Raw genomic sequence first — 17,399 nt, 5'->3', positions numbered from 1 at the left:
GCTTCACTCATTACAGCGCACTGATAATGGCCTGCTGCTCAATCAGCTTCGCTTTCGCTTCCGCGTAACCGTTCAGCTTTTCACGCTCTTTGGCGATCACCGCTTCCGGCGCACGGGCAACGAAGCCTTCGTTGGACAGTTTGTTTTCGATGCGGCCAATCTCATCCTCAACTTTAGCCACTTCTTTCGCCAGACGCGCCAGCTCAGCATCTTTGTCGATCAGGCCAGCCATCGGGATCAGCAGCTCGGCACCGTCGATGATCTTGGTTACGGAGACCGGACCTTTATCATCAGCTGGCAGCACGGTGATGCTCTCCAGACGCGCCATAGTCTGCAGGAAGGTGCTGTTCTCGCTCACGCGACGCTGTGCCGCTTCGCTGCAGCCGCGCAGCAACAGCGCCAGCGGTTTGCCCGGGGCGATGTTCATTTCGGCACGGATGTTACGCACGGCAACGATCGCCTGCTTCAGCCATTCGGTATCGGATGCAGCGGCTTCGTCAATCTGTGCGGCGTCGAATGCCGGGAATGGCTGCAGCATGATGGTGTCGGCGTTGATGCCCGCGATGACCTTCACGCGCTGCCAGATGGTTTCGGTGATGAACGGGATGATCGGGTGCGCCAGGCGCAGCAGACCTTCCAGAACGGTGATCAGGGTATTACGCGTGCCGCGCAGTTCCGCTTCAGTACCGCCGTTCATGACCGGCTTGGTCAGCTCCAGATACCAGTCGCAGAACTGGTTCCAGGTGAATTCATACAGGATGCCTGCCGCGATATCGAAGCGATAGTTATCCAGCGCCTCGCGGAACGCTTTGGTGGTCTGGTTGAATTCAGCCAGGATCCAGCGGTCTGCCAGGGACAGAGTCATTTCGCCGCCGTTAAAGCCGCAATCCTGGTCTTCGGTATTCATCAGCACAAAGCGGCTGGCGTTCCACAGCTTGTTACAGAAGTTGCGGTAACCTTCCAGACGTTTCATGTCCCAGTTGATGTCACGACCGGTTGAGGCCAGTGCTGCCAGGGTGAAACGCAGGGCGTCGGTGCCGTGCGGCTCGATGCCGTCCGGGAACTGCTTCTCGGTGCGCTTGCGGATCTTCTCAGCCAACTGCGGCTGCATCATGTTGCCGGTACGTTTCTCCAGCAGATCTTCCAGGGAGATACCGTCAACCATGTCCAGTGGGTCAATCACGTTACCCTTGGATTTGGACATCTTCTGGCCTTCGTCGTCACGAATCAGACCGGTCATGTAGACGGTATGGAACGGAACCTGCGGCTTGCCGTTTTCATCTTTGATGAAGTGCATGGTCATCATGATCATGCGGGCGATCCAGAAGAAGATAATGTCGAAGCCGGACACCATCACGCTGGTTGGGTGGAACTGACGCAGCGCGTCGGTGTTTTCTGGCCAGCCGAGGGTGGAGAAGGTCCACAGCGCGGAGGAGAACCAGGTGTCCAGCACGTCTTCGTCCTGACGCAGCGCGATATCTGCGCTCAGGCTGTTTTCCTGGCGCACTTCGTCTTCCGTACGGCCAACGTAGACGTTGCCTTCGTTGTCATACCATGCCGGGATACGGTGACCCCACCACAGCTGACGGGAGATACACCAGTCCTGAATATCGCGCATCCAGGAGAAGTACATGTTTTCGTACTGCTTCGGTACGAACTGGATGCTGCCGTTCTCTACCGCTTCAACCGCAGGCTTCGCCAGCACGTCGGCGCGGACGTACCACTGGTCGGTCAGCATCGGCTCGATCACCACGCCGCCACGGTCGCCATAAGGAACCGTCAGGTCGTGCGGTTTGATTTCGTCCAGCAGGCCCAGGGCGTCGACAGCGGCGACTACCGCTTTACGCGCGGCAAAACGCTCCAGCTTCTGGAACTCCGCCGGGATATCGCTTGAGTAAACGTCAGACTCTTCGCCTTTGGTGTCGTAGACTTCAGCGCTTTCACGGATATCGCCGTCAAAGGTCAGAATGTTAATCATTGGCAGGGCGTGGCGACGACCCACTTCGTAGTCGTTAAAGTCGTGTGCCGGGGTGATCTTCACGCAGCCGGTGCCTTTTTCCATGTCGGCGTGTTCGTCCCCCACAATCGGAATGCGGCGGTTCACCAGCGGCAGCACCACAAATTTGCCAATCAGATCTTTATAACGTGGATCTTCCGGGTTAACGGCCACGCCGGTATCACCCAGCAGGGTTTCCGGACGGGTGGTGGCGACAACCAGGTAATCTTTACCCTCTGCGGTTTTCGCGCCGTCGGCCAGCGGATAGCGGATGTGCCACATGGAGCCTTTAGACTCGCGGTTTTCCACTTCCAGGTCTGAGATGGCGGTACGCAGTTTCGGATCCCAGTTTACCAGGCGCTTGCCACGGTAAATCAGGTCTTCTTTATACAGGCGGACGAAGACTTCTTTAACGGCGTTGGAAAGACCTTCGTCCATGGTGAAGCGCTCGCGCTCCCAGTCCACGGAGTTGCCAAGACGGCGCATCTGACGGGTAATGGTGCCGCCAGATTCTGCTTTCCACTGCCAGATTTTGTCGATAAAGGCGTCGCGGCCGTAGTCGTGACGGGTTTTACCTTCTTCAGCGGCAATCTTACGTTCAACCACCATCTGGGTAGCGATACCCGCGTGGTCAGTACCGGCCTGCCACAGGGTGTTTTTGCCCTGCATGCGCTGGTAACGGATCATGGTATCCATGATGGTCTGCTGGAAGGCATGTCCCATATGCAAACTGCCGGTGACGTTCGGCGGCGGGATCATGATGCAGAAGGACTCTTTGCTTTCATCGCCGTTAGGCTTGAAATAGCCCTGCTGTTCCCAGTGCTCGTAAAGCGGCTGTTCGATATCGCGTGGGTTGTATGTCTTTTCCATTATTTCCAGGTTGCCGTATTCAGGTTAAAACCAGCCAGGCGGTACGCTTTATAGCGTTCGCGCGCCAGTTGTTTCAGGGAGTCTTCGTGAGGGACAAAGTCTACCACTTCTGTGAAAGCGGTGGCAAAATCTGCAAAGCCGGTACGCAGGCTAATCAGAATATCGCGCGGGCTGCTGTTACGCTTTTGCGGCCAGGCGATCTCCACCGGGGCACCGCCGCGCGGCCCTTCTCCCGCCAGATTATGCGGAACAAAACTTTCCGCCGGTCGAGCCCACAGCGCTTCATCCAGACGGATGGCCTGCTGCTCATCTTCGCAGGCAATCAGCACGCGAAGACCCGCGCGCCAACGTTCTGCGGCAATTTCACACACCAGTTGTTCAACGGCGCTTAAGCCATCCTGTTGGGTGTCATTATCCAGAAGATAGAACGTTGCGTTTTTCATATATGGGGTTTCTTGTGGTGACTTTAAATGCTTAAGCCCGGTGGCGCTACGCTTACCGGGCCTACGGTTTACTGCCGTTTGTAGGCCGGGTAAGGCGAAGCCGCCACCCGGCATTTACCATCACTCTTCGCCGTTAAAACCGGCGCGATTCAGCAGGAACTGCGACAGCATGGCAACAGGACGGCCGGTTGCGCCTTTGGCTTTACCGGAGCGCCATGCGGTGCCCGCGATATCCAGGTGAGCCCAGTTGTACTTGCGGGTAAAGCGGGCCAGGAAGCAACCCGCGGTGATAGCCCCACCCGGACGCCCACCGATATTAGCCATATCCGCGAAGTTAGACTCCAGCTGCTCCTGGAATTCATCGGCCATTGGCAGACGCCATGCGCGGTCACCCGCCTGTTCGGACGCGCCAATCAGCTCGTGCGCCAGCGGGTTGTGGTTCGACATCAGGCCGGTGATGTGATGGCCAAGGGCAATCACGCAGGCGCCGGTCAGCGTGGCCACGTCGATGACGGCCTCCGGATCGAAGCGCTCAACATAGGTCAGCACGTCGCACAGCACCAGACGGCCTTCGGCGTCGGTGTTCAGCACTTCAACGGTCTGGCCTGACATGGTGGTGAGGACATCGCCCGGACGATAGGCGCGGCCACCCGGCATGTTTTCACAGCCCGCCAGCACGCCAATGACGTTGATCGGCAGCTGCAGTTCGGCCACCATGCGCATCACGCCGTAAACCGCTGCCGCGCCGCACATGTCGTACTTCATCTCGTCCATGCCTTCGGCAGGCTTGATAGAGATACCGCCGGAGTCGAAGGTCAGACCTTTACCCACCAGCACAATCGGACGGGCGTCTTCGGCCGGGTTGCCTTTGTACTCAATGACCGACATCAGGGATTCGTTTTGTGAACCGTTCCCGACGGCCAGGTAGGAGTGCATCCCCAGCTCTTTCATCTGCTGTTCGCCAATCACGCGGGTAACGACGTTTTTGCTGTAAGAGTCAGCCAGCTGGCGCGCCTGTGACGCAAGGTAGCCTGCATTACAGATGTTTGGCGGCATGTTACCCAGATCTTTCGCGGCCTTGATACCGGCGGCAATAGCCAGACCATGCTGAATAGCGCGTTCGCCGCTGGTCAGCTCACGACGGGTCGGGACGTTAAAGACCATTTTACGCAGCGGGCGACGCGGCTCGCTTTTGGTGGTTTTCAGCTGATCGAAGCTGTAAAGGGTCTCTTTGGCTGTCTCTACCGCCTGGCGTACTTTCCAGTAGGTGTTGCGGCCTTTTACGTGCAGTTCGGTCAGGAAGCACACGGCCTCCATTGAGCCAGTATCATTCAGCGTATTAATCGTTTTCTGAATAACCTGTTTGTACTGGCGCTCGTCCAGCTCGCGCTCTTTGCCACAGCCAATCAGCAGGATGCGCTCGGAGAGGACGTTAGGTACATGATGCAGCAGCAACGTCTGACCCGGCTTGCCTTCCAGCTCGCCGCGGCGCAGCAGGGCGCTGATGTAGCCGTCACTGATTTTATCGAGTTGTTCGGCGATCGGAGAGAGTCTGCGGGGTTCAAACACGCCGACAACGATGCAGGCACTCCGCTGTTTCTCCGGGCTACCGCTTTTTACACTGAACTCCATGAACTACGCTCCTGAATCTTAAAGACAACAGCGGCAGCTACGGATAGAATTGAAACCTTTCGTAACTCGTACCCGCTGTTGCGGTGACTTCGTGTTAATCTTACGTTATTACGGTTTCGGCACGTCATAATAACTCCTGAAGCGCGAATCCGTCGGGTGTTCTAATCTTAGCGATGATTTCGACGACTCAAGAGAATAAATGACGTTTAAGCCATGAAACAAGCGATTTTCCTGCAAAGAGACGGGTTTTTACGGGCGTATTTAATGTGATAATCATAAGATATCTGGTGCGGGAGACGCTTAAAAGCCAGCTGGCGATACTCTTCATCCTGCTTCTGATCTTTTTCTGTCAGAAACTGGTGAGGATCCTCGGCGCGGCTGTTGATGGCGAAATTCCCACAAATCTGGTGCTTTCCCTGTTAGGGCTGGGCGTGCCTGAAATGGCGCAGCTTATCCTGCCGTTAAGCCTTTTCCTTGGACTGCTGATGACGCTCGGTAAACTCTATACCGAAAGCGAAATCACCGTTATGCACGCCTGCGGTCTGAGCAAAGCGGTGCTGGTTAAAGCCGCCATGATCCTGGCGCTGTTTACCGGCATAGTGGCCGCCGTGAACGTCATGTGGGCCGGGCCCGTCTCTTCTCGTCATCAGGATGAAGTGCTGGCCGAAGCGAAAGCCAACCCCGGCATGGCCGCACTGGCGCAGGGGCAGTTCCAGCAGGCCACTGACGGTAACTCCGTGCTGTTTATCGAAAGCGTGGATGGCAGCCGCTTTAACGATGTGTTCCTCGCGCAAATCCGCCCTAAGGGCAATGCCCGGCCGTCGGTTGTGGTGGCCGATTCCGGTCAGCTTGCGCAGGGTAAAGACGGCTCGCAGATTGTTACCCTCAATAAAGGCACCCGCTTTGAAGGTACGGCGATGCTGCGTGATTTCCGCATCACCGATTTCCAGAACTATCAGGCGATTATTGGTCATCAGGCGGTTGCGCTTGATCCGACTGATACCGAGCAGATGGACATGCGTACCCTCATCAACACCGATACCAATCGTGCCCGTGCGGAGCTGCACTGGCGCATCACGCTGGTATTCACCGTCTTTATGATGGCGTTGATGGTGGTGCCCCTCAGCGTGGTGAACCCACGTCAGGGCCGCGTGCTCTCCATGCTCCCGGCGATGCTGCTTTATCTGGTGTTCTTCCTGCTGCAAACCTCGATTAAATCGAACGGCGGTAAAGGGAAAATTGACCCGATGATCTGGACCTGGGTGATTAACGGACTCTACCTGCTGTTGGCCGTTGCCCTCAACATGTGGGACACCGTGCCGATGCGCCGTGTGCGGGCCCGGTTTATGCGTAAAGGAGCGGTGTAATGCAGGCGTTTGGCGTTCTTGACCGCTATATCGGTAAAACCATTTTTACCACCATCATGATGACGTTGTTCATGCTGGTGTCGCTCTCCGGCATCATTAAGTTTGTCGACCAGCTGAAAAAGGCCGGGCAGGGGAGCTACGACGCAATGGGCGCGGGCATGTACACCCTGCTCAGCATTCCAAAAGATGTACAGATCTTCTTCCCGATGGCGGCGCTGTTAGGCGCGCTGCTCGGGCTGGGGATGCTGGCGCAGCGCAGCGAGCTGGTGGTGATGCAGGCCTCCGGCTTTACCCGCATGCAGGTGGCGCTGTCCGTCATGAAAACCGCGATCCCGCTGGTGCTGTTGACCATGGCGATGGGGGAGTGGGTTGCGCCGCAGGGCGAGCAGATGGCGCGTAACTACCGCGCGCAGCAGATGTACGGCGGCTCGCTGCTCTCCACCCAGCAGGGGCTGTGGGCGAAAGACGGGAATAACTTTGTCTATATCGAACGCGTCACGGGCGACAACTCTCTTGGCGGCGTGAGCATCTACAGCTTTAACGACCAGCGTCGTCTGCAGGCGGTGCGTTACGCCGCCACGGCAACCTTTGATGCCGATAAAAAGGTCTGGCGTCTGTCGCAGGTCGATGAGTCAAACCTGCAGGATCCAAAACAGATCGCCGGTTCGCAAACCGTCTCCGGCACCTGGAAAACCAACCTGACCCCTGACAAGCTCGGCGTGGTGGCGCTGGATCCGGATGCGCTCTCTATCAGCGGTCTGCACAACTACGTGAAGTACCTGAAGTCGAGTGGCCAGGACGCAGGGCGTTATCAGCTCAACATGTGGAGCAAGGTCTTCCAGCCGCTCTCGGTGGCGGTAATGATGCTGATGGCCCTGTCGTTCATCTTCGGCCCACTGCGTAGCGTTCCTATGGGCGTGCGGGTCGTGACGGGTATCAGCTTCGGCTTTGTCTTCTACGTACTGGATCAGATTTTCGGTCCGCTGACTCTGGTGTATGGCATACCGCCAGTGATCGGTGCCCTGCTGCCGAGCGCCTCTTTCTTCCTGATCAGCCTCTGGCTGCTGCTGAAGCGCTCCTGACCTCTCTCGCCTCGCTTCCCCGCCCGGGAAGTGAGGCGCATCGCCTGTTTTACCCCTCACTTTTTTGCACAACCTTCAACGTCTTGCCTGGAATTTGAGTATTATTGTGCGATGACGTCGTGAAGAGATCCCCTATGAAGCAAATTCGGTTACTGGCGCAATACTATGTCGATCTGATGATGAAGCTTGGCCTGGTGCGCTTCTCCCTGCTGCTGGCGCTGGCGCTGGTGGTGCTGGCGATTGTGGTACAGATGGCCATTACCATGGTGCTGCACGGCCAGGTAGAAAGCATCGACCTTATTCGTTCCATCTTCTTTGGCCTGCTTATTACGCCATGGGCGGTCTATTTCCTCTCGGTGGTGGTTGAGCAACTTGAGGAGTCCCGTCAGCGGCTGACCCGGGTAGTGGAAAAGCTGGAGGAGATGCGTGAGCGCGATCTTAAGCTCAACGTGCAGCTTAAAGATAACATTGCCCAGCTGAACCAGGAGATCTCAGATCGTGTAAAAGCCGAGGCCGAGCGCCAGACCACGCTGGAACAGCTTAAAATTGAGATGAAAGAGCGCGAACAGACGCAAATCCAGCTCGAGCAGCAATCCTCGTTCCTGCGTTCTTTCCTTGATGCCTCGCCGGATCTGGTCTTCTATCGCAATGAAGACAAAGAGTTCTCCGGCTGTAACCGGGCGATGGAGCTCCTGACCGGCAAAAGTGAAAAACAGCTGGTCAGCCTGCGCCCGCAGGACGTCTACTCCCCCGAAGCGGCGGCCAAAGTTATCGAAACCGATGAGAAGGTGTTTCGCCATAACGTCTCTCTGACCTATGAACAGTGGCTTGACTACCCGGACGGGCGTAAAGCCTGCTTCGAAATCCGTAAAGTGCCGTACTACGACCGCGTCGGAAAGCGCCACGGGCTGATGGGCTTTGGGCGTGATATCACCGAGCGTAAGCGCTATCAGGATGCGCTGGAGCGCGCCAGCCGGGATAAAACCACCTTTATCTCCACCATCAGCCATGAGCTGCGTACGCCGCTTAACGGCATCGTAGGGTTAAGCCGCATTCTGCTCGACACCGAGCTGACCAGCGAGCAGGAGAAATATCTTAAAACCATCCATGTTTCAGCGGTGACGCTCGGCAATATCTTCAACGATATTATTGATATGGATAAGATGGAGCGACGTAAAGTCCAGCTGGATAACCAGCCGGTGGACTTCACCAGCTTCCTCGCCGATCTGGAGAACCTTTCCGGCCTGCAGGCGCAGCAGAAAGGGCTACGCTTTGTGCTGGAGCCGACCTTGCCGCTGCCGCATAAGGTGATCACCGACGGCACGCGCCTGCGTCAGATCCTGTGGAACCTGATCAGTAACGCGGTCAAATTTACCCAGAACGGTCAGGTGGCGGTTCGCGTGCGCTACGGCGAGGGCGAAATGCTGCATTTCGAGGTGGAAGATTCCGGGATCGGTATTCCCCAGGAGGAGCAGGACAAAATCTTCGCCATGTATTATCAGGTTAAAGACAGCCAGGGGGGCAAGCCTGCCACCGGCACCGGCATTGGCCTGGCGGTATCGCGCCGGCTGGCGAAGAGCATGGGGGGCGACATTACGGTGTCCAGCAACCCGGGCCATGGCTCCGTGTTTAAACTGAGCGTACGTGCCCCGGCCGTGGCGGAAGAGGTTGAAGATACCTTTGCCCGCGACGATATGCCGTTGCCCGCTCTGCACGTGCTGCTGGTGGAAGATATCGAGTTGAACGTGATTGTGGCGCGCTCGGTGCTGGAGAAACTTGGCAGCAGCGTCGACGTTGCCATGACCGGTAAAGCCGCGCTGGAGATGTTCACGCCGGGCGAGTACGACCTGGTGCTGCTGGACATTCAGCTGCCGGACATGACCGGGCTGGATATCTCGCGAGAGCTGACGAGCCGTTATGCCAGCGATGAACTGCCGCCGCTGGTGGCGCTCACCGCTAACGTGCTGAAAGACAAAAAAGAGTATCTCGATGCCGGTATGGACGACGTACTGAGCAAACCGCTGGCGGTACCTGCCTTAACCGCCATGATCAAGAAGTTCTGGGACACCTGTGACGAAGAGGAGAGCACCATGACGACGGTAGATACAGAGAAAGCAACGTCTTTGCTGGATATCGACATGCTTGAGCAGTACATCGATCTGGTTGGTCCGAAGTTGATCACCGACGGTCTGGCGATCTTCGAGAAGATGATGCCGGGCTATTTGAACGTGCTGGAGTCGAACCTGACGGCGCGGGATCAGAAAGGCATCGTGGAAGAAGGCCATAAGATCAAAGGTGCGGCCGGATCCGTGGGCTTGCGTCATCTGCAACAGCTCGGTCAACAGATTCAGTCCCCGGATTTACCAGCGTGGGAAGACAATGTTGGTGAATGGGTTGAAGAGATGAAACAGGAGTGGCAGAACGATGTGGCCGTGCTGAAAGCCTGGGTGGAGAGCAGAAAAAAATGACCCCGGCTAAACCGGGGTGCGCGAATACTGCGCCAACACCAGGGAAATCTTGGCTGCGCCTGAAGAGTCATATGTTTTTATAGTGAATGGCGTAGCCGGAAAATTTAGGCCGCACGCAGTTAAGATAGCAAATCTTAAATACTTTGTTACATGAATCAGTTAAATGTGTGAAGCACACCGTTTTAATCAGAATTTTTAATTCACATTTAACATTTTTCGAGAGGGATCGCATGATGAAAAAGGTGGGTGTAGTACTGAGCGGCTGCGGTGTTTACGATGGTTCTGAAATCCATGAAGCCGTTTTGACGCTGCTGGCTCTGGCGCGTAACGGCGCCGAGGCGGTCTGTTTTGCACCGGACAAAGCTCAGTCAGACGTGATCAACCACCTGACCGGCGAAGCGATGACCGAAAGCCGTAACGTACTCGTTGAGGCAGCGCGGATCGCGCGTGGAGAGGTTCGTCCCCTCAGCGAGGCACAGGCCGCAGAACTGGATGCGCTGATCGTGCCTGGCGGTTTTGGTGCGGCAAAGAATCTGAGTGATTTTGCCCTTCAGGGAAATGCCTGCCGGGTAGACAGTGATTTAAAAGCGCTGGCGCTACAGCTGCATGAGGCAGGCAAGCCGCTGGGCTTTATCTGTATCGCTCCCGCGATGCTGCCTGCCATTTTTGATATACCGCTACGCCTGACCATCGGGACAGATATCGATACCGCCGAGGCCATTGAGGATATGGGCGGTGAGCATATCCCTTGTCCGGTGGACGATATCGTGGTCGACGAGGAGAACAGGATCGTTACCACGCCCGCTTACATGCTGGCGCAAACAATCGCGGAAGCCGCGACGGGTATCGAGAAGCTGGTCACGCGCGTGCTGGTGCTCGCTGAATGAGGTTCAGACGTCCCAAAGCTGGCTGGTTAAGACGGATCGTCATTCGCATTCTGCTGGTCATGGCGGTCTTCTGGGGCGGGGGTATTGCCCTGTTCAGCTTCCTGCCGGTGCCGTTTTCAGCGGTAATGGTAGAACGTCAGTTAAGTCACTGGCTGGGCGGCGATTTCAGCTATGTCGCCCATTCTGACTGGGTGAGTATGGATGAGATCTCCCCCTGGATGGGGCTGGCCGTTATCGCCGCCGAAGATCAAAAATTCCCGGAACACTGGGGATTCGACGTCGGGGCGATAGAGAAGGCGCTGGCGCATAACGAACGCAACGAGAGCCGCATCCGCGGGGCATCCACGCTTTCACAGCAGACGGCGAAAAACCTGTTTTTATGGGATGGGCGCAGCTGGATGAGAAAGGGCTTTGAAGCCGGGCTGACGCTGGGTATCGAAACGGTGTGGAGTAAAAAACGGATCCTGACGGTCTATCTGAATATCGCGGAGTTTGGCGAGGGGGTGTTTGGGGTTGAAGCCGCGTCGCAGCGCTATTTCAACAAACCAGCCAGCCGTCTGACGGCAGCAGAGGCGGCGCTGCTGGCGGCCGTATTACCGAATCCGATACGCTTTAAGGCCAGCGCGCCATCAGGCTATGTACGCAGCCGTCAGGCGTGGATCCTGCGCCAGATGCGCCAGTTGGGTGGCGAAGGCTTTATGCAGGCCCATAAGCTGCATTAATCTTCATCAAATCCGGCGTTGAACAGCGCAATCACCGCTGCCAGCGCCTCAACTTCCTGTGGGCCGGTAGCTTCGATTTCGATCTGTCGGCCCTTCGCCGAATCCAGCATCAGCAGAGCAATCACGCTGTTGGCTTCGGCTTCGGTGCCTTCGTCATTACGCAGCAGAACTTCCGCGTCAAACCCCTGCATCAGTTCAAATAACTTCATCGCCGGGCGTGCGTGCATGCCCAGCTTATTGGTGATTTCAACGGTCTGCTTTACGGTCATGTTTTACGTTTTTCCAGCGTACGATGACGGGACTGCACGTTTTTACCGCGTGAGCGGAAATAGTCAGCCAGTTGCTCAGCAATATAGACCGAACGGTGTTTGCCCCCGGTACAGCCAATCGCCACCGTTAAGTAGCTGCGATTGTTTGTCTCCAGCATCGGCAACCAAAGTTCAAGGTAGCTGCGCGTCTGATAGATAAAGTTATGCACTTCCGTATGTCTGTCAAGGAACGCGGCGACGGGCTTATCGAGGCCGGTCATCGGACGCAGCTTCGGATCCCAGTGCGGGTTCGGTAAGAAGCGCACGTCGAACACGTAGTCTGCATCGATTGGAATGCCGTGCTTAAAGCCGAAGGATTCAAAGACCATCGTCAGCTCGCGCTCGCGTTTGCCCAGCAGGCGGGTACGCAGCATCTCCGCCAGTTCATGGACGGACATTTCTGAGGTATCGACGATGAGATCGGCGCGGGAACGCAGCGGCTCCAGCAGATCGCTCTCCTGGTCGATAGCGCTTTCCAGCGAAAGGTTTTTACTCGAGAGCGGATGCAGACGACGGGTATCGCTGTAGCGACGGATCAGCGTGTTACGATCGGCGTCGAGGAACAGAAGCTGAGGTGAAAATGCTTCCGGCAAGCTGCTCATCGCCTGCTCAAAGATCTCCGGTGATTCAGGCATGTTACGCACATCGATGCTGACCGCGGCAGAAATCTGCCGATCCGCCAGCGAACGCGCCAGCTCGGGCAGCAGCACCACCGGCAGGTTATCCACGCAGTAAAAGCCCATATCTTCCAGCGCACGCAGGGCGACCGATTTCCCGGATCCCGAACGCCCGCTGACGATCATCAGCACCATGTACCGTTTCTCCTCAGGACTGCAGATGTCAAAGCCATCACCCGATTACGCATCATCCTGACTGCCTTCCGTTTCCGTAATAATTTGATAGAGCTCTTCGTCGCTCTGCGCCGCACGCAAACGGCGACAGATGGTTTTATCCGCCAGACGTTTAGCCACCAGCGAGAGCGTATGCAGATGCGTTTTAGTCTGATCGGCTGGCACCAGCAGGGCAAACAGCAGATCGACAGGCTGGTTATCAATGGCATCAAAGGCGATAGGTGTTTCCAGTTGAACAAACACCCCTACAGCACGCAGAGTATCCTCTTCCAGTTTGCCATGGGGAATGGCGATGCCGTTGCCGATGCCGGTACTGCCCATCTTTTCGCGGGTCAGGATCGCTTCAAAGACCACTTGTGGCGGCAGGCTCAGCTGTTTTGCGGCCAGTTCACTGATGATCTCCAGCGCACGTTTTTTGCTCTGGCAGTGAACGGCACTGCGGGTACATTCCTGATTAAGGACACTGCTCAGTTGTAGAGTGGAATCGTTATTCATCATAATTTCACCTAAGCGCTAACTGTACAAAGGGCCCGTTGTGTTTCACAACAGGCCATCCTGCACCCGTTAACTGCCCGGACAATTAGTGTTGTTTCAGTTTATCTTTATGTTTGTTTAGCTGTCGTGCCAGCTTGTCGATCAAGCCGTCGATAGCCGCGTACATGTCCTGCCCTTCCGCACTGGCATGGATTTCGCCCCCATTAACGTGCAGGGTGGCATCCGAGATATGAGTCACTTTTTCCACTTTTAACACAACGTAGACCTGATTGATCCTCTCGAAATACTGCTCGAGCTTGGCGAATTTAGTATTCACAAAATCGCGCAGGGCCTCAGTGATCTCGACGTTATGTCCAGTGATGTTGAGCTGCATAGTGTCTTCCTTATCGGTTGTGTCAGACCAGTTGTTTACGCTGGTTTGACGGCGGAATGGATAAAGACTCTCGATACTTCGCAACAGTGCGGCGTGCCACCATGATACCTTGTTCGGACAGCATGGTGGTTAACTTACTGTCGCTCAGCGGTTTCGCGGGGTTTTCCGCGGCGATTAATTTTTTCACCAGCGCCCTGATCGCCGTCGACGAGGCTTCGCCGCCGCCTTCGGTGTTGACATGGCTGGAGAAAAAATATTTAAGCTCAAAAATACCGCGCGGGCTGTGCAGATACTTCTGCGTCGTCACGCGAGAAATTGTCGACTCGTGCATCTCGACGGCCTGGGCGATATCGGCCAGCACCATCGGCTTCATGAACTCTTCACCCTGCTCAAAAAACGCCTGCTGCTGCTCGACGATGCAGCGGCTGACGCGCAGCAGTGTATCATTGCGGCTCTCAAGGCTTTTGATCAACCAGCGCGCTTCCTGCAGATTGCTGCGGATAAACTGGTTATCCGAGTCGTTGCGGGAACTGGTGCACATTGAGGCGTATTGCTGATTGATTTGCAGGCGTGGAATGCTGTCGGAATTCAGCTCCACGGTCCACAGACCGTTATGCTTGCGCACCAGCACATCAGGAATGACGTACTCAGGCTCACTGGTCTGGATGGACTGGCCCGGGCGCGGATCCAGCGACTGAATCAGATTGACCGCTTCTTTCAGGACCTCTTCTTTCAGTCGCGTCACACGCATCAACGTACGGAAGTCGTGGTTGGCCAGCAGATCCAGATGTTCGCTGATGATAAGCCGGGCCTCTTCCAGCCACGGAGTCTCTTTCACAAACTGCGAAAGCTGTATAAGCAGGCAGTCGCGTAAATCGCGCGCCGCGACGCCGATCGGGTCGAAACGCTGAACGCGCTTCAGAACCGCTTCGACCTCTTCAGGCTCAATCTCATCATCGCCGATGCTCTCCAGGATGTCGTCCAGCGACACGGTCAAATAGCCGGTCTCATCGACGGCATCCACAATGGAGGTGGCGATGGCGCGATCGGTATCGGAAAACGGCGTCAGCTCCACCTGCCACATCAGGTAATCCTGCAGCGACTGGGTGGTTTCACCCTGATACACCGGTAACTCGTCATCCTGATAGTCAGCCCGCGTGCCGGATGGCGTTCCGGCGGTGTAGATCTCATCCCAGCTGGCATCGAGCGGTAGCTCGTCAGGCATCTCTTTCTGCTCTAACGCATCAACCGTGTCGAGGGTTTCGTTATCCTGGGTTTGCTGAGTTTCTACCTCATCGTGAAGATCGGTTTGCTCAAGCAGGGGGTTACTGTCCAGCGCTTGCTGGAGCTCCTGCTGAAGTTCCAGCGTCGACAGCTGCAACAGGCGAATGGCCTGTTGTAACTGCGGCGTCATTGCCAGCTGTTGGCTGAGCCTTAATTGCAAACCTTGCTTCATGTTCAGAGCATTTTTCTCCGTTTAGGCGAGACTTAACTTCTACCCTATCAGAGTCTGAAGTCTTCCCCAAGATACACGCGCTTAACATGCTCGTCTTCGAGGATCTGCTGCGGGGTACCATGGGCGATAAGATGGCCCTGGCTGACGATATAGGCACGCTCACACACCGCCAGCGTCTCACGGACGTTGTGGTCAGTGATGAGAACCCCAAGGCCACTGTCGCGCAGATGCTCAATAATACGTTTGATATCAATGACCGAAATAGGGTCAACGCCCGCAAAAGGTTCATCAAGCAGGATAAATTTTGGATTCGCGGCCAGCGCACGGGCAATTTCCACGCGGCGACGTTCACCACCGGAAAGGGCCTGACCCAGGCTGTCGCGCAGGTGTTCGATATGGAACTCTTCCATCAGCTCGTTGGCGCGATCCTGACGCTGCTCAGAGGTCAAATCATCGCGGATCTGCAGCACAGCCATCAGGTTGTCGAAAACGCTCAGACGGCGAAAAATCGAGGCTTCCTGCGGCAGATAGCCGATGCCGCGGCGGGCACGGGCGTGCAGAGGCAGCAGGCTGATATCTTCATCATCAATAATGATGTTACCCGCATCGCGCGGGACAATGCCCACGACCATGTAAAATGTGGTGGTTTTACCCGCACCGTTAGGACCCAACAAACCGACAATCTCGCCGGAGTTAACGGTCAAACTGACATCTTCCACTACGCGGCGGCCCTTATAGGCTTTGGCGAGATTCTTTGCAGTTAATGTTGCCATAACGAATTAGTTACTCTTTTTCTGTGCCGGGGCCTGAGTGCTATTTTTGTCCTGCAGCTGCGATGGAACCAGTACGGTGGTCACGCGTTTGCCTTTTTCGCTGAAGGCCTGCATTTTTTGCTCTTTGACCAGGTAGGTGATCTTGTCGCCCTTAATGTTGCTGTCGAGCTGCTCCAGGAACGCATTACCGGTCAGGACTACAAAATCTTTCGCCAGCTCATAGTGCATCTGGGAGGCGTGGCCTTTAACCGGCTTGCCGTTATCCTGCATCTGGTAGAAGGTGGCCGGATTGCCGTAGCCATCGATAATCTCTTTCCCGTCTTCGCCGCCCGGACGCGTCACCACGACTTTATCCGCGTTGATTTTGATGGTGCCCTGAGTCACAACCACATTGCCGGTAAAGGTCACGACGTTGCCCTGCATATCGAGTGATTGCGTATCAGATTCGATATGGATCGGCTGCTCGGTATCACCCGTCACAGCAAGCGCAGGCAGGCTAAGGGCCAGCAGCGCGCCGGCTATTACACCATTAAGGCTGAGTTTGTTTGCTTGGAATTTCATAGGAGGTTCTAACCTTTTCAATCAGCTCTGCGTTCTTGCTGCGTAAGTTCCCGCGCATTCTCAGACCGCTGGAATTAAATGTTGTGCCGTATAACGTAACCAGATCCTGCGAGGTTACGTCCTGCGTCACAAGGTTTATCTGTGCGTTATCGGTTGTGATTTTGCGCAGCTGCGAATCGGCGGTCAGCGCGTTCACTTCAACGTGACCATACAGATAAAGCATACGGTCATTCGTCAGTTTTGCCCGGTCTGATTTAATCGACCATGTTGGAATTTTATCGGTATCAAACGTGGTCATCACCGGTTGGGTAAACCATGAAACGCCCTGTTCGGAAAAATACTCAACGTGCTGAGCGATAAGGCGATAGTTCAGCGCCCCTTCGGGGCTGTAAACGACGGTATCGCTGTGATCGCTTTTATATGTCGGATCGTTCGTGTTGACCGTCGGCGCTTGTTCGTCGTCCCGGTCAGCGAGATTCACGCCAATCAGTACCAGTGCGACAAGCGTTAGCAGAATAATAACCCAACGTCTGGTTTTACTCATATCGATTGCCCTTTGGCCTCATCAAGCTTACCTTGCGCCAGCAGCAACAGGTCGCAGACTTCTCGTACTGCGCCACGGCCACCGTTAATACGGGTGACATAGTCAGCGCGCGGGATCAAAAGCGGATGGGCATCGGCCACGGCGATGCTGAGTCCCACTTCTGCCATCACTGGCCAGTCAATAAGATCGTCTCCGACATAGGCGACGTTTTCCGGATCGATGGCAAGTTTACCAAGTAAGTCCCTGAAAGCGACCATCTTATCTGATTGCCCCTGATAGAGATGCGTAATGCCCAGCGTTTCGCACCGATCTTCTACCAGTTTAGCCTTACGTCCGGTAATGATGGCAACTTCTATGCCAGAAGTCAGGGCACAGCGAATACCGTAGCCATCACGCACGTTGAACGCTTTCAGCTCTTCGCCGTTGTTGCCCATATAAATCAGGCCATCAGACAGTACGCCATCCACATCCAGGATCAGCAGGCGAATCTTTTCAGCCTGCGACATCATTTGCGCACTTACCGGGCCATAACAGGTTGCAAGGGATGCACCCGCATTCATCATTGTCTTAT

Annotated in this window: 17 protein-coding genes; 5 read left to right on the top strand and 12 right to left on the bottom strand. The window is 55.7% G+C overall.

All coding sequences use genetic code 11. The annotated features are described in order from the left end of the window. Nucleotides 1-10: 10 nt before the first annotated feature. The 3 genes from NB069_RS19595 to pepA form a co-directional block, all read right to left on the bottom strand. Nucleotides 11-2,866, bottom strand: coding sequence for a valine--tRNA ligase (locus tag NB069_RS19595; RefSeq protein WP_250586282.1), 2,856 nt, complete (start codon nt 2,864-2,866; stop codon nt 11-13). Continuing rightward, nucleotides 2,866-3,309, bottom strand: coding sequence for a DNA polymerase III subunit chi (gene holC / locus NB069_RS19590; RefSeq protein ID WP_250586280.1), 444 nt, complete (start codon nt 3,307-3,309; stop codon nt 2,866-2,868). The genes NB069_RS19595 and holC overlap by 1 nt, the downstream gene beginning before the upstream one ends. Nucleotides 3,310-3,429: 120 nt before the next feature. After that, a complete protein-coding gene (gene pepA / locus NB069_RS19585) occupies nt 3,430-4,941 on the bottom strand; it encodes a leucyl aminopeptidase (protein WP_250586278.1) in 1,512 nt (503 codons plus the stop codon). 266 nt (nt 4,942-5,207) lie between these two features. On the opposite strand from pepA, the gene lptF reads away from it, so the two are divergent. From lptF to mtgA, 5 genes are all read left to right on the top strand, one after another. Beyond that, entirely contained in the window at nt 5,208-6,308 is a 1,101-nt protein-coding gene (gene lptF, locus NB069_RS19580) for an LPS export ABC transporter permease LptF (protein WP_250586276.1), read from the top strand. Beyond that, nucleotides 6,308-7,390 (top strand): LPS export ABC transporter permease LptG, encoded by a 1,083-nt coding sequence (lptG, locus tag NB069_RS19575; protein WP_250586274.1) that lies wholly within the window; start codon nt 6,308-6,310, stop codon nt 7,388-7,390. The genes lptF and lptG overlap by 1 nt, the downstream gene beginning before the upstream one ends. Before the next feature lie 134 nt (nt 7,391-7,524). Continuing rightward, nucleotides 7,525-9,858, top strand: a complete 2,334-nt coding sequence (gene arcB / locus NB069_RS19570) for an aerobic respiration two-component sensor histidine kinase ArcB (RefSeq protein ID WP_250586273.1) — start codon at nt 7,525-7,527, stop codon at nt 9,856-9,858. A gap of 233 nt (nt 9,859-10,091) precedes the next feature. After that, nucleotides 10,092-10,745, top strand: a complete 654-nt coding sequence (gene elbB / locus NB069_RS19565; protein WP_250589547.1) for an isoprenoid biosynthesis glyoxalase ElbB — start codon at nt 10,092-10,094, stop codon at nt 10,743-10,745. Beyond that, nucleotides 10,742-11,467 carry a monofunctional biosynthetic peptidoglycan transglycosylase gene (gene mtgA / locus NB069_RS19560; protein ID WP_250586271.1) on the top strand — a complete coding sequence of 242 codons (726 nt, stop codon included), beginning with the start codon at nt 10,742-10,744 and terminating at the stop codon, nt 11,465-11,467. Before elbB ends, mtgA begins: the two co-directional genes overlap by 4 nt. Here mtgA and npr read toward each other — a convergent pair. The 9 genes from npr to kdsC form a co-directional block, all read right to left on the bottom strand. After that, the gene (gene npr / locus NB069_RS19555) at nt 11,464-11,736 is read right to left on the bottom strand and encodes a PTS phosphocarrier protein NPr (RefSeq protein ID WP_032614489.1); all 273 of its coding nucleotides are present in this window, start codon (nt 11,734-11,736) and stop codon (nt 11,464-11,466) included. The two genes, mtgA and npr, sit on opposite strands and share 4 nt — an antisense overlap. Continuing rightward, nucleotides 11,733-12,587 carry an RNase adapter RapZ gene (gene rapZ, locus NB069_RS19550; protein ID WP_250586269.1) on the bottom strand — a complete coding sequence of 285 codons (855 nt, stop codon included), beginning with the start codon at nt 12,585-12,587 and terminating at the stop codon, nt 11,733-11,735. Before rapZ ends, npr begins: the two co-directional genes overlap by 4 nt. 45 nt (nt 12,588-12,632) lie before the next feature. Continuing rightward, nucleotides 12,633-13,124, bottom strand: a complete 492-nt coding sequence (gene ptsN / locus NB069_RS19545) for a PTS IIA-like nitrogen regulatory protein PtsN (RefSeq protein WP_032614485.1) — start codon at nt 13,122-13,124, stop codon at nt 12,633-12,635. 82 nt (nt 13,125-13,206) lie between these two features. Next, nucleotides 13,207-13,494: a ribosome hibernation promoting factor gene (gene hpf / locus NB069_RS19540; RefSeq protein ID WP_039031626.1), complete on the bottom strand. Its 288-nt coding sequence runs from the start codon at nt 13,492-13,494 to the stop codon at nt 13,207-13,209. A gap of 22 nt (nt 13,495-13,516) precedes the next feature. Continuing rightward, the gene (rpoN, locus tag NB069_RS19535) at nt 13,517-14,950 is read right to left on the bottom strand and encodes an RNA polymerase factor sigma-54 (protein WP_250586267.1); all 1,434 of its coding nucleotides are present in this window, start codon (nt 14,948-14,950) and stop codon (nt 13,517-13,519) included. Between the two features lie 47 nt (nt 14,951-14,997). Beyond that, nucleotides 14,998-15,723 carry an LPS export ABC transporter ATP-binding protein gene (gene lptB / locus NB069_RS19530; protein WP_250586265.1) on the bottom strand — a complete coding sequence of 242 codons (726 nt, stop codon included), beginning with the start codon at nt 15,721-15,723 and terminating at the stop codon, nt 14,998-15,000. Between the two features lie 6 nt (nt 15,724-15,729). Then, complete coding sequence (gene lptA, locus NB069_RS19525) at nt 15,730-16,284, bottom strand: lipopolysaccharide ABC transporter substrate-binding protein LptA (protein ID WP_250586263.1); 555 nt, start codon at nt 16,282-16,284, stop codon at nt 15,730-15,732. Then, a complete protein-coding gene (gene lptC, locus NB069_RS19520) occupies nt 16,253-16,828 on the bottom strand; it encodes an LPS export ABC transporter periplasmic protein LptC (protein WP_250586261.1) in 576 nt (191 codons plus the stop codon). The genes lptA and lptC overlap by 32 nt, the downstream gene beginning before the upstream one ends. Then, entirely contained in the window at nt 16,825-17,391 is a 567-nt protein-coding gene (gene kdsC, locus NB069_RS19515; RefSeq protein ID WP_250589546.1) for a 3-deoxy-manno-octulosonate-8-phosphatase KdsC, read from the bottom strand. Before kdsC ends, lptC begins: the two co-directional genes overlap by 4 nt. Between the last annotated feature and the right edge of the window lie 8 nt (nt 17,392-17,399).

The sequence above is a fragment of the Leclercia adecarboxylata genome (assembly GCF_023639785.1).
GTDB lineage: Bacteria > Pseudomonadota > Gammaproteobacteria > Enterobacterales > Enterobacteriaceae > Enterobacter > Enterobacter adecarboxylatus_D.
The sequence above is the reverse complement of the archived record's forward strand: the minus strand, read 5'-3'. Positions and strand labels throughout refer to the sequence as shown.

Excerpts from the sequence above, each read along its gene's own strand:
- NB069_RS19595 (WP_250586282.1), bottom strand. The coding sequence starts at position 2,866 with ATGGAAAAGACATACAACCCACGCGATATCGAACAGCCGCTTTACGAG.
- holC (WP_250586280.1), bottom strand. The coding sequence starts at position 3,309 with ATGAAAAACGCAACGTTCTATCTTCTGGATAATGACACCCAACAGGAT.
- pepA (WP_250586278.1), bottom strand. The coding sequence starts at position 4,941 with ATGGAGTTCAGTGTAAAAAGCGGTAGCCCGGAGAAACAGCGGAGTGCC.
- lptG (WP_250586274.1), top strand. The coding sequence starts at position 6,308 with ATGCAGGCGTTTGGCGTTCTTGACCGCTATATCGGTAAAACCATTTTT.
- arcB (WP_250586273.1), top strand. The coding sequence starts at position 7,525 with ATGAAGCAAATTCGGTTACTGGCGCAATACTATGTCGATCTGATGATG.
- elbB (WP_250589547.1), top strand. The coding sequence starts at position 10,092 with ATGAAAAAGGTGGGTGTAGTACTGAGCGGCTGCGGTGTTTACGATGGT.
- mtgA (WP_250586271.1), top strand. The coding sequence starts at position 10,742 with ATGAGGTTCAGACGTCCCAAAGCTGGCTGGTTAAGACGGATCGTCATT.
- npr (WP_032614489.1), bottom strand. The coding sequence starts at position 11,736 with ATGACCGTAAAGCAGACCGTTGAAATCACCAATAAGCTGGGCATGCAC.
- rapZ (WP_250586269.1), bottom strand. The coding sequence starts at position 12,587 with ATGGTGCTGATGATCGTCAGCGGGCGTTCGGGATCCGGGAAATCGGTC.
- ptsN (WP_032614485.1), bottom strand. The coding sequence starts at position 13,124 with ATGATGAATAACGATTCCACTCTACAACTGAGCAGTGTCCTTAATCAG.
- hpf (WP_039031626.1), bottom strand. The coding sequence starts at position 13,494 with ATGCAGCTCAACATCACTGGACATAACGTCGAGATCACTGAGGCCCTG.
- rpoN (WP_250586267.1), bottom strand. The coding sequence starts at position 14,950 with ATGAAGCAAGGTTTGCAATTAAGGCTCAGCCAACAGCTGGCAATGACG.
- lptB (WP_250586265.1), bottom strand. The coding sequence starts at position 15,723 with ATGGCAACATTAACTGCAAAGAATCTCGCCAAAGCCTATAAGGGCCGC.
- lptA (WP_250586263.1), bottom strand. The coding sequence starts at position 16,284 with ATGAAATTCCAAGCAAACAAACTCAGCCTTAATGGTGTAATAGCCGGC.
- lptC (WP_250586261.1), bottom strand. The coding sequence starts at position 16,828 with ATGAGTAAAACCAGACGTTGGGTTATTATTCTGCTAACGCTTGTCGCA.
- kdsC (WP_250589546.1), bottom strand. The coding sequence starts at position 17,391 with ATGATGAATGCGGGTGCATCCCTTGCAACCTGTTATGGCCCGGTAAGT.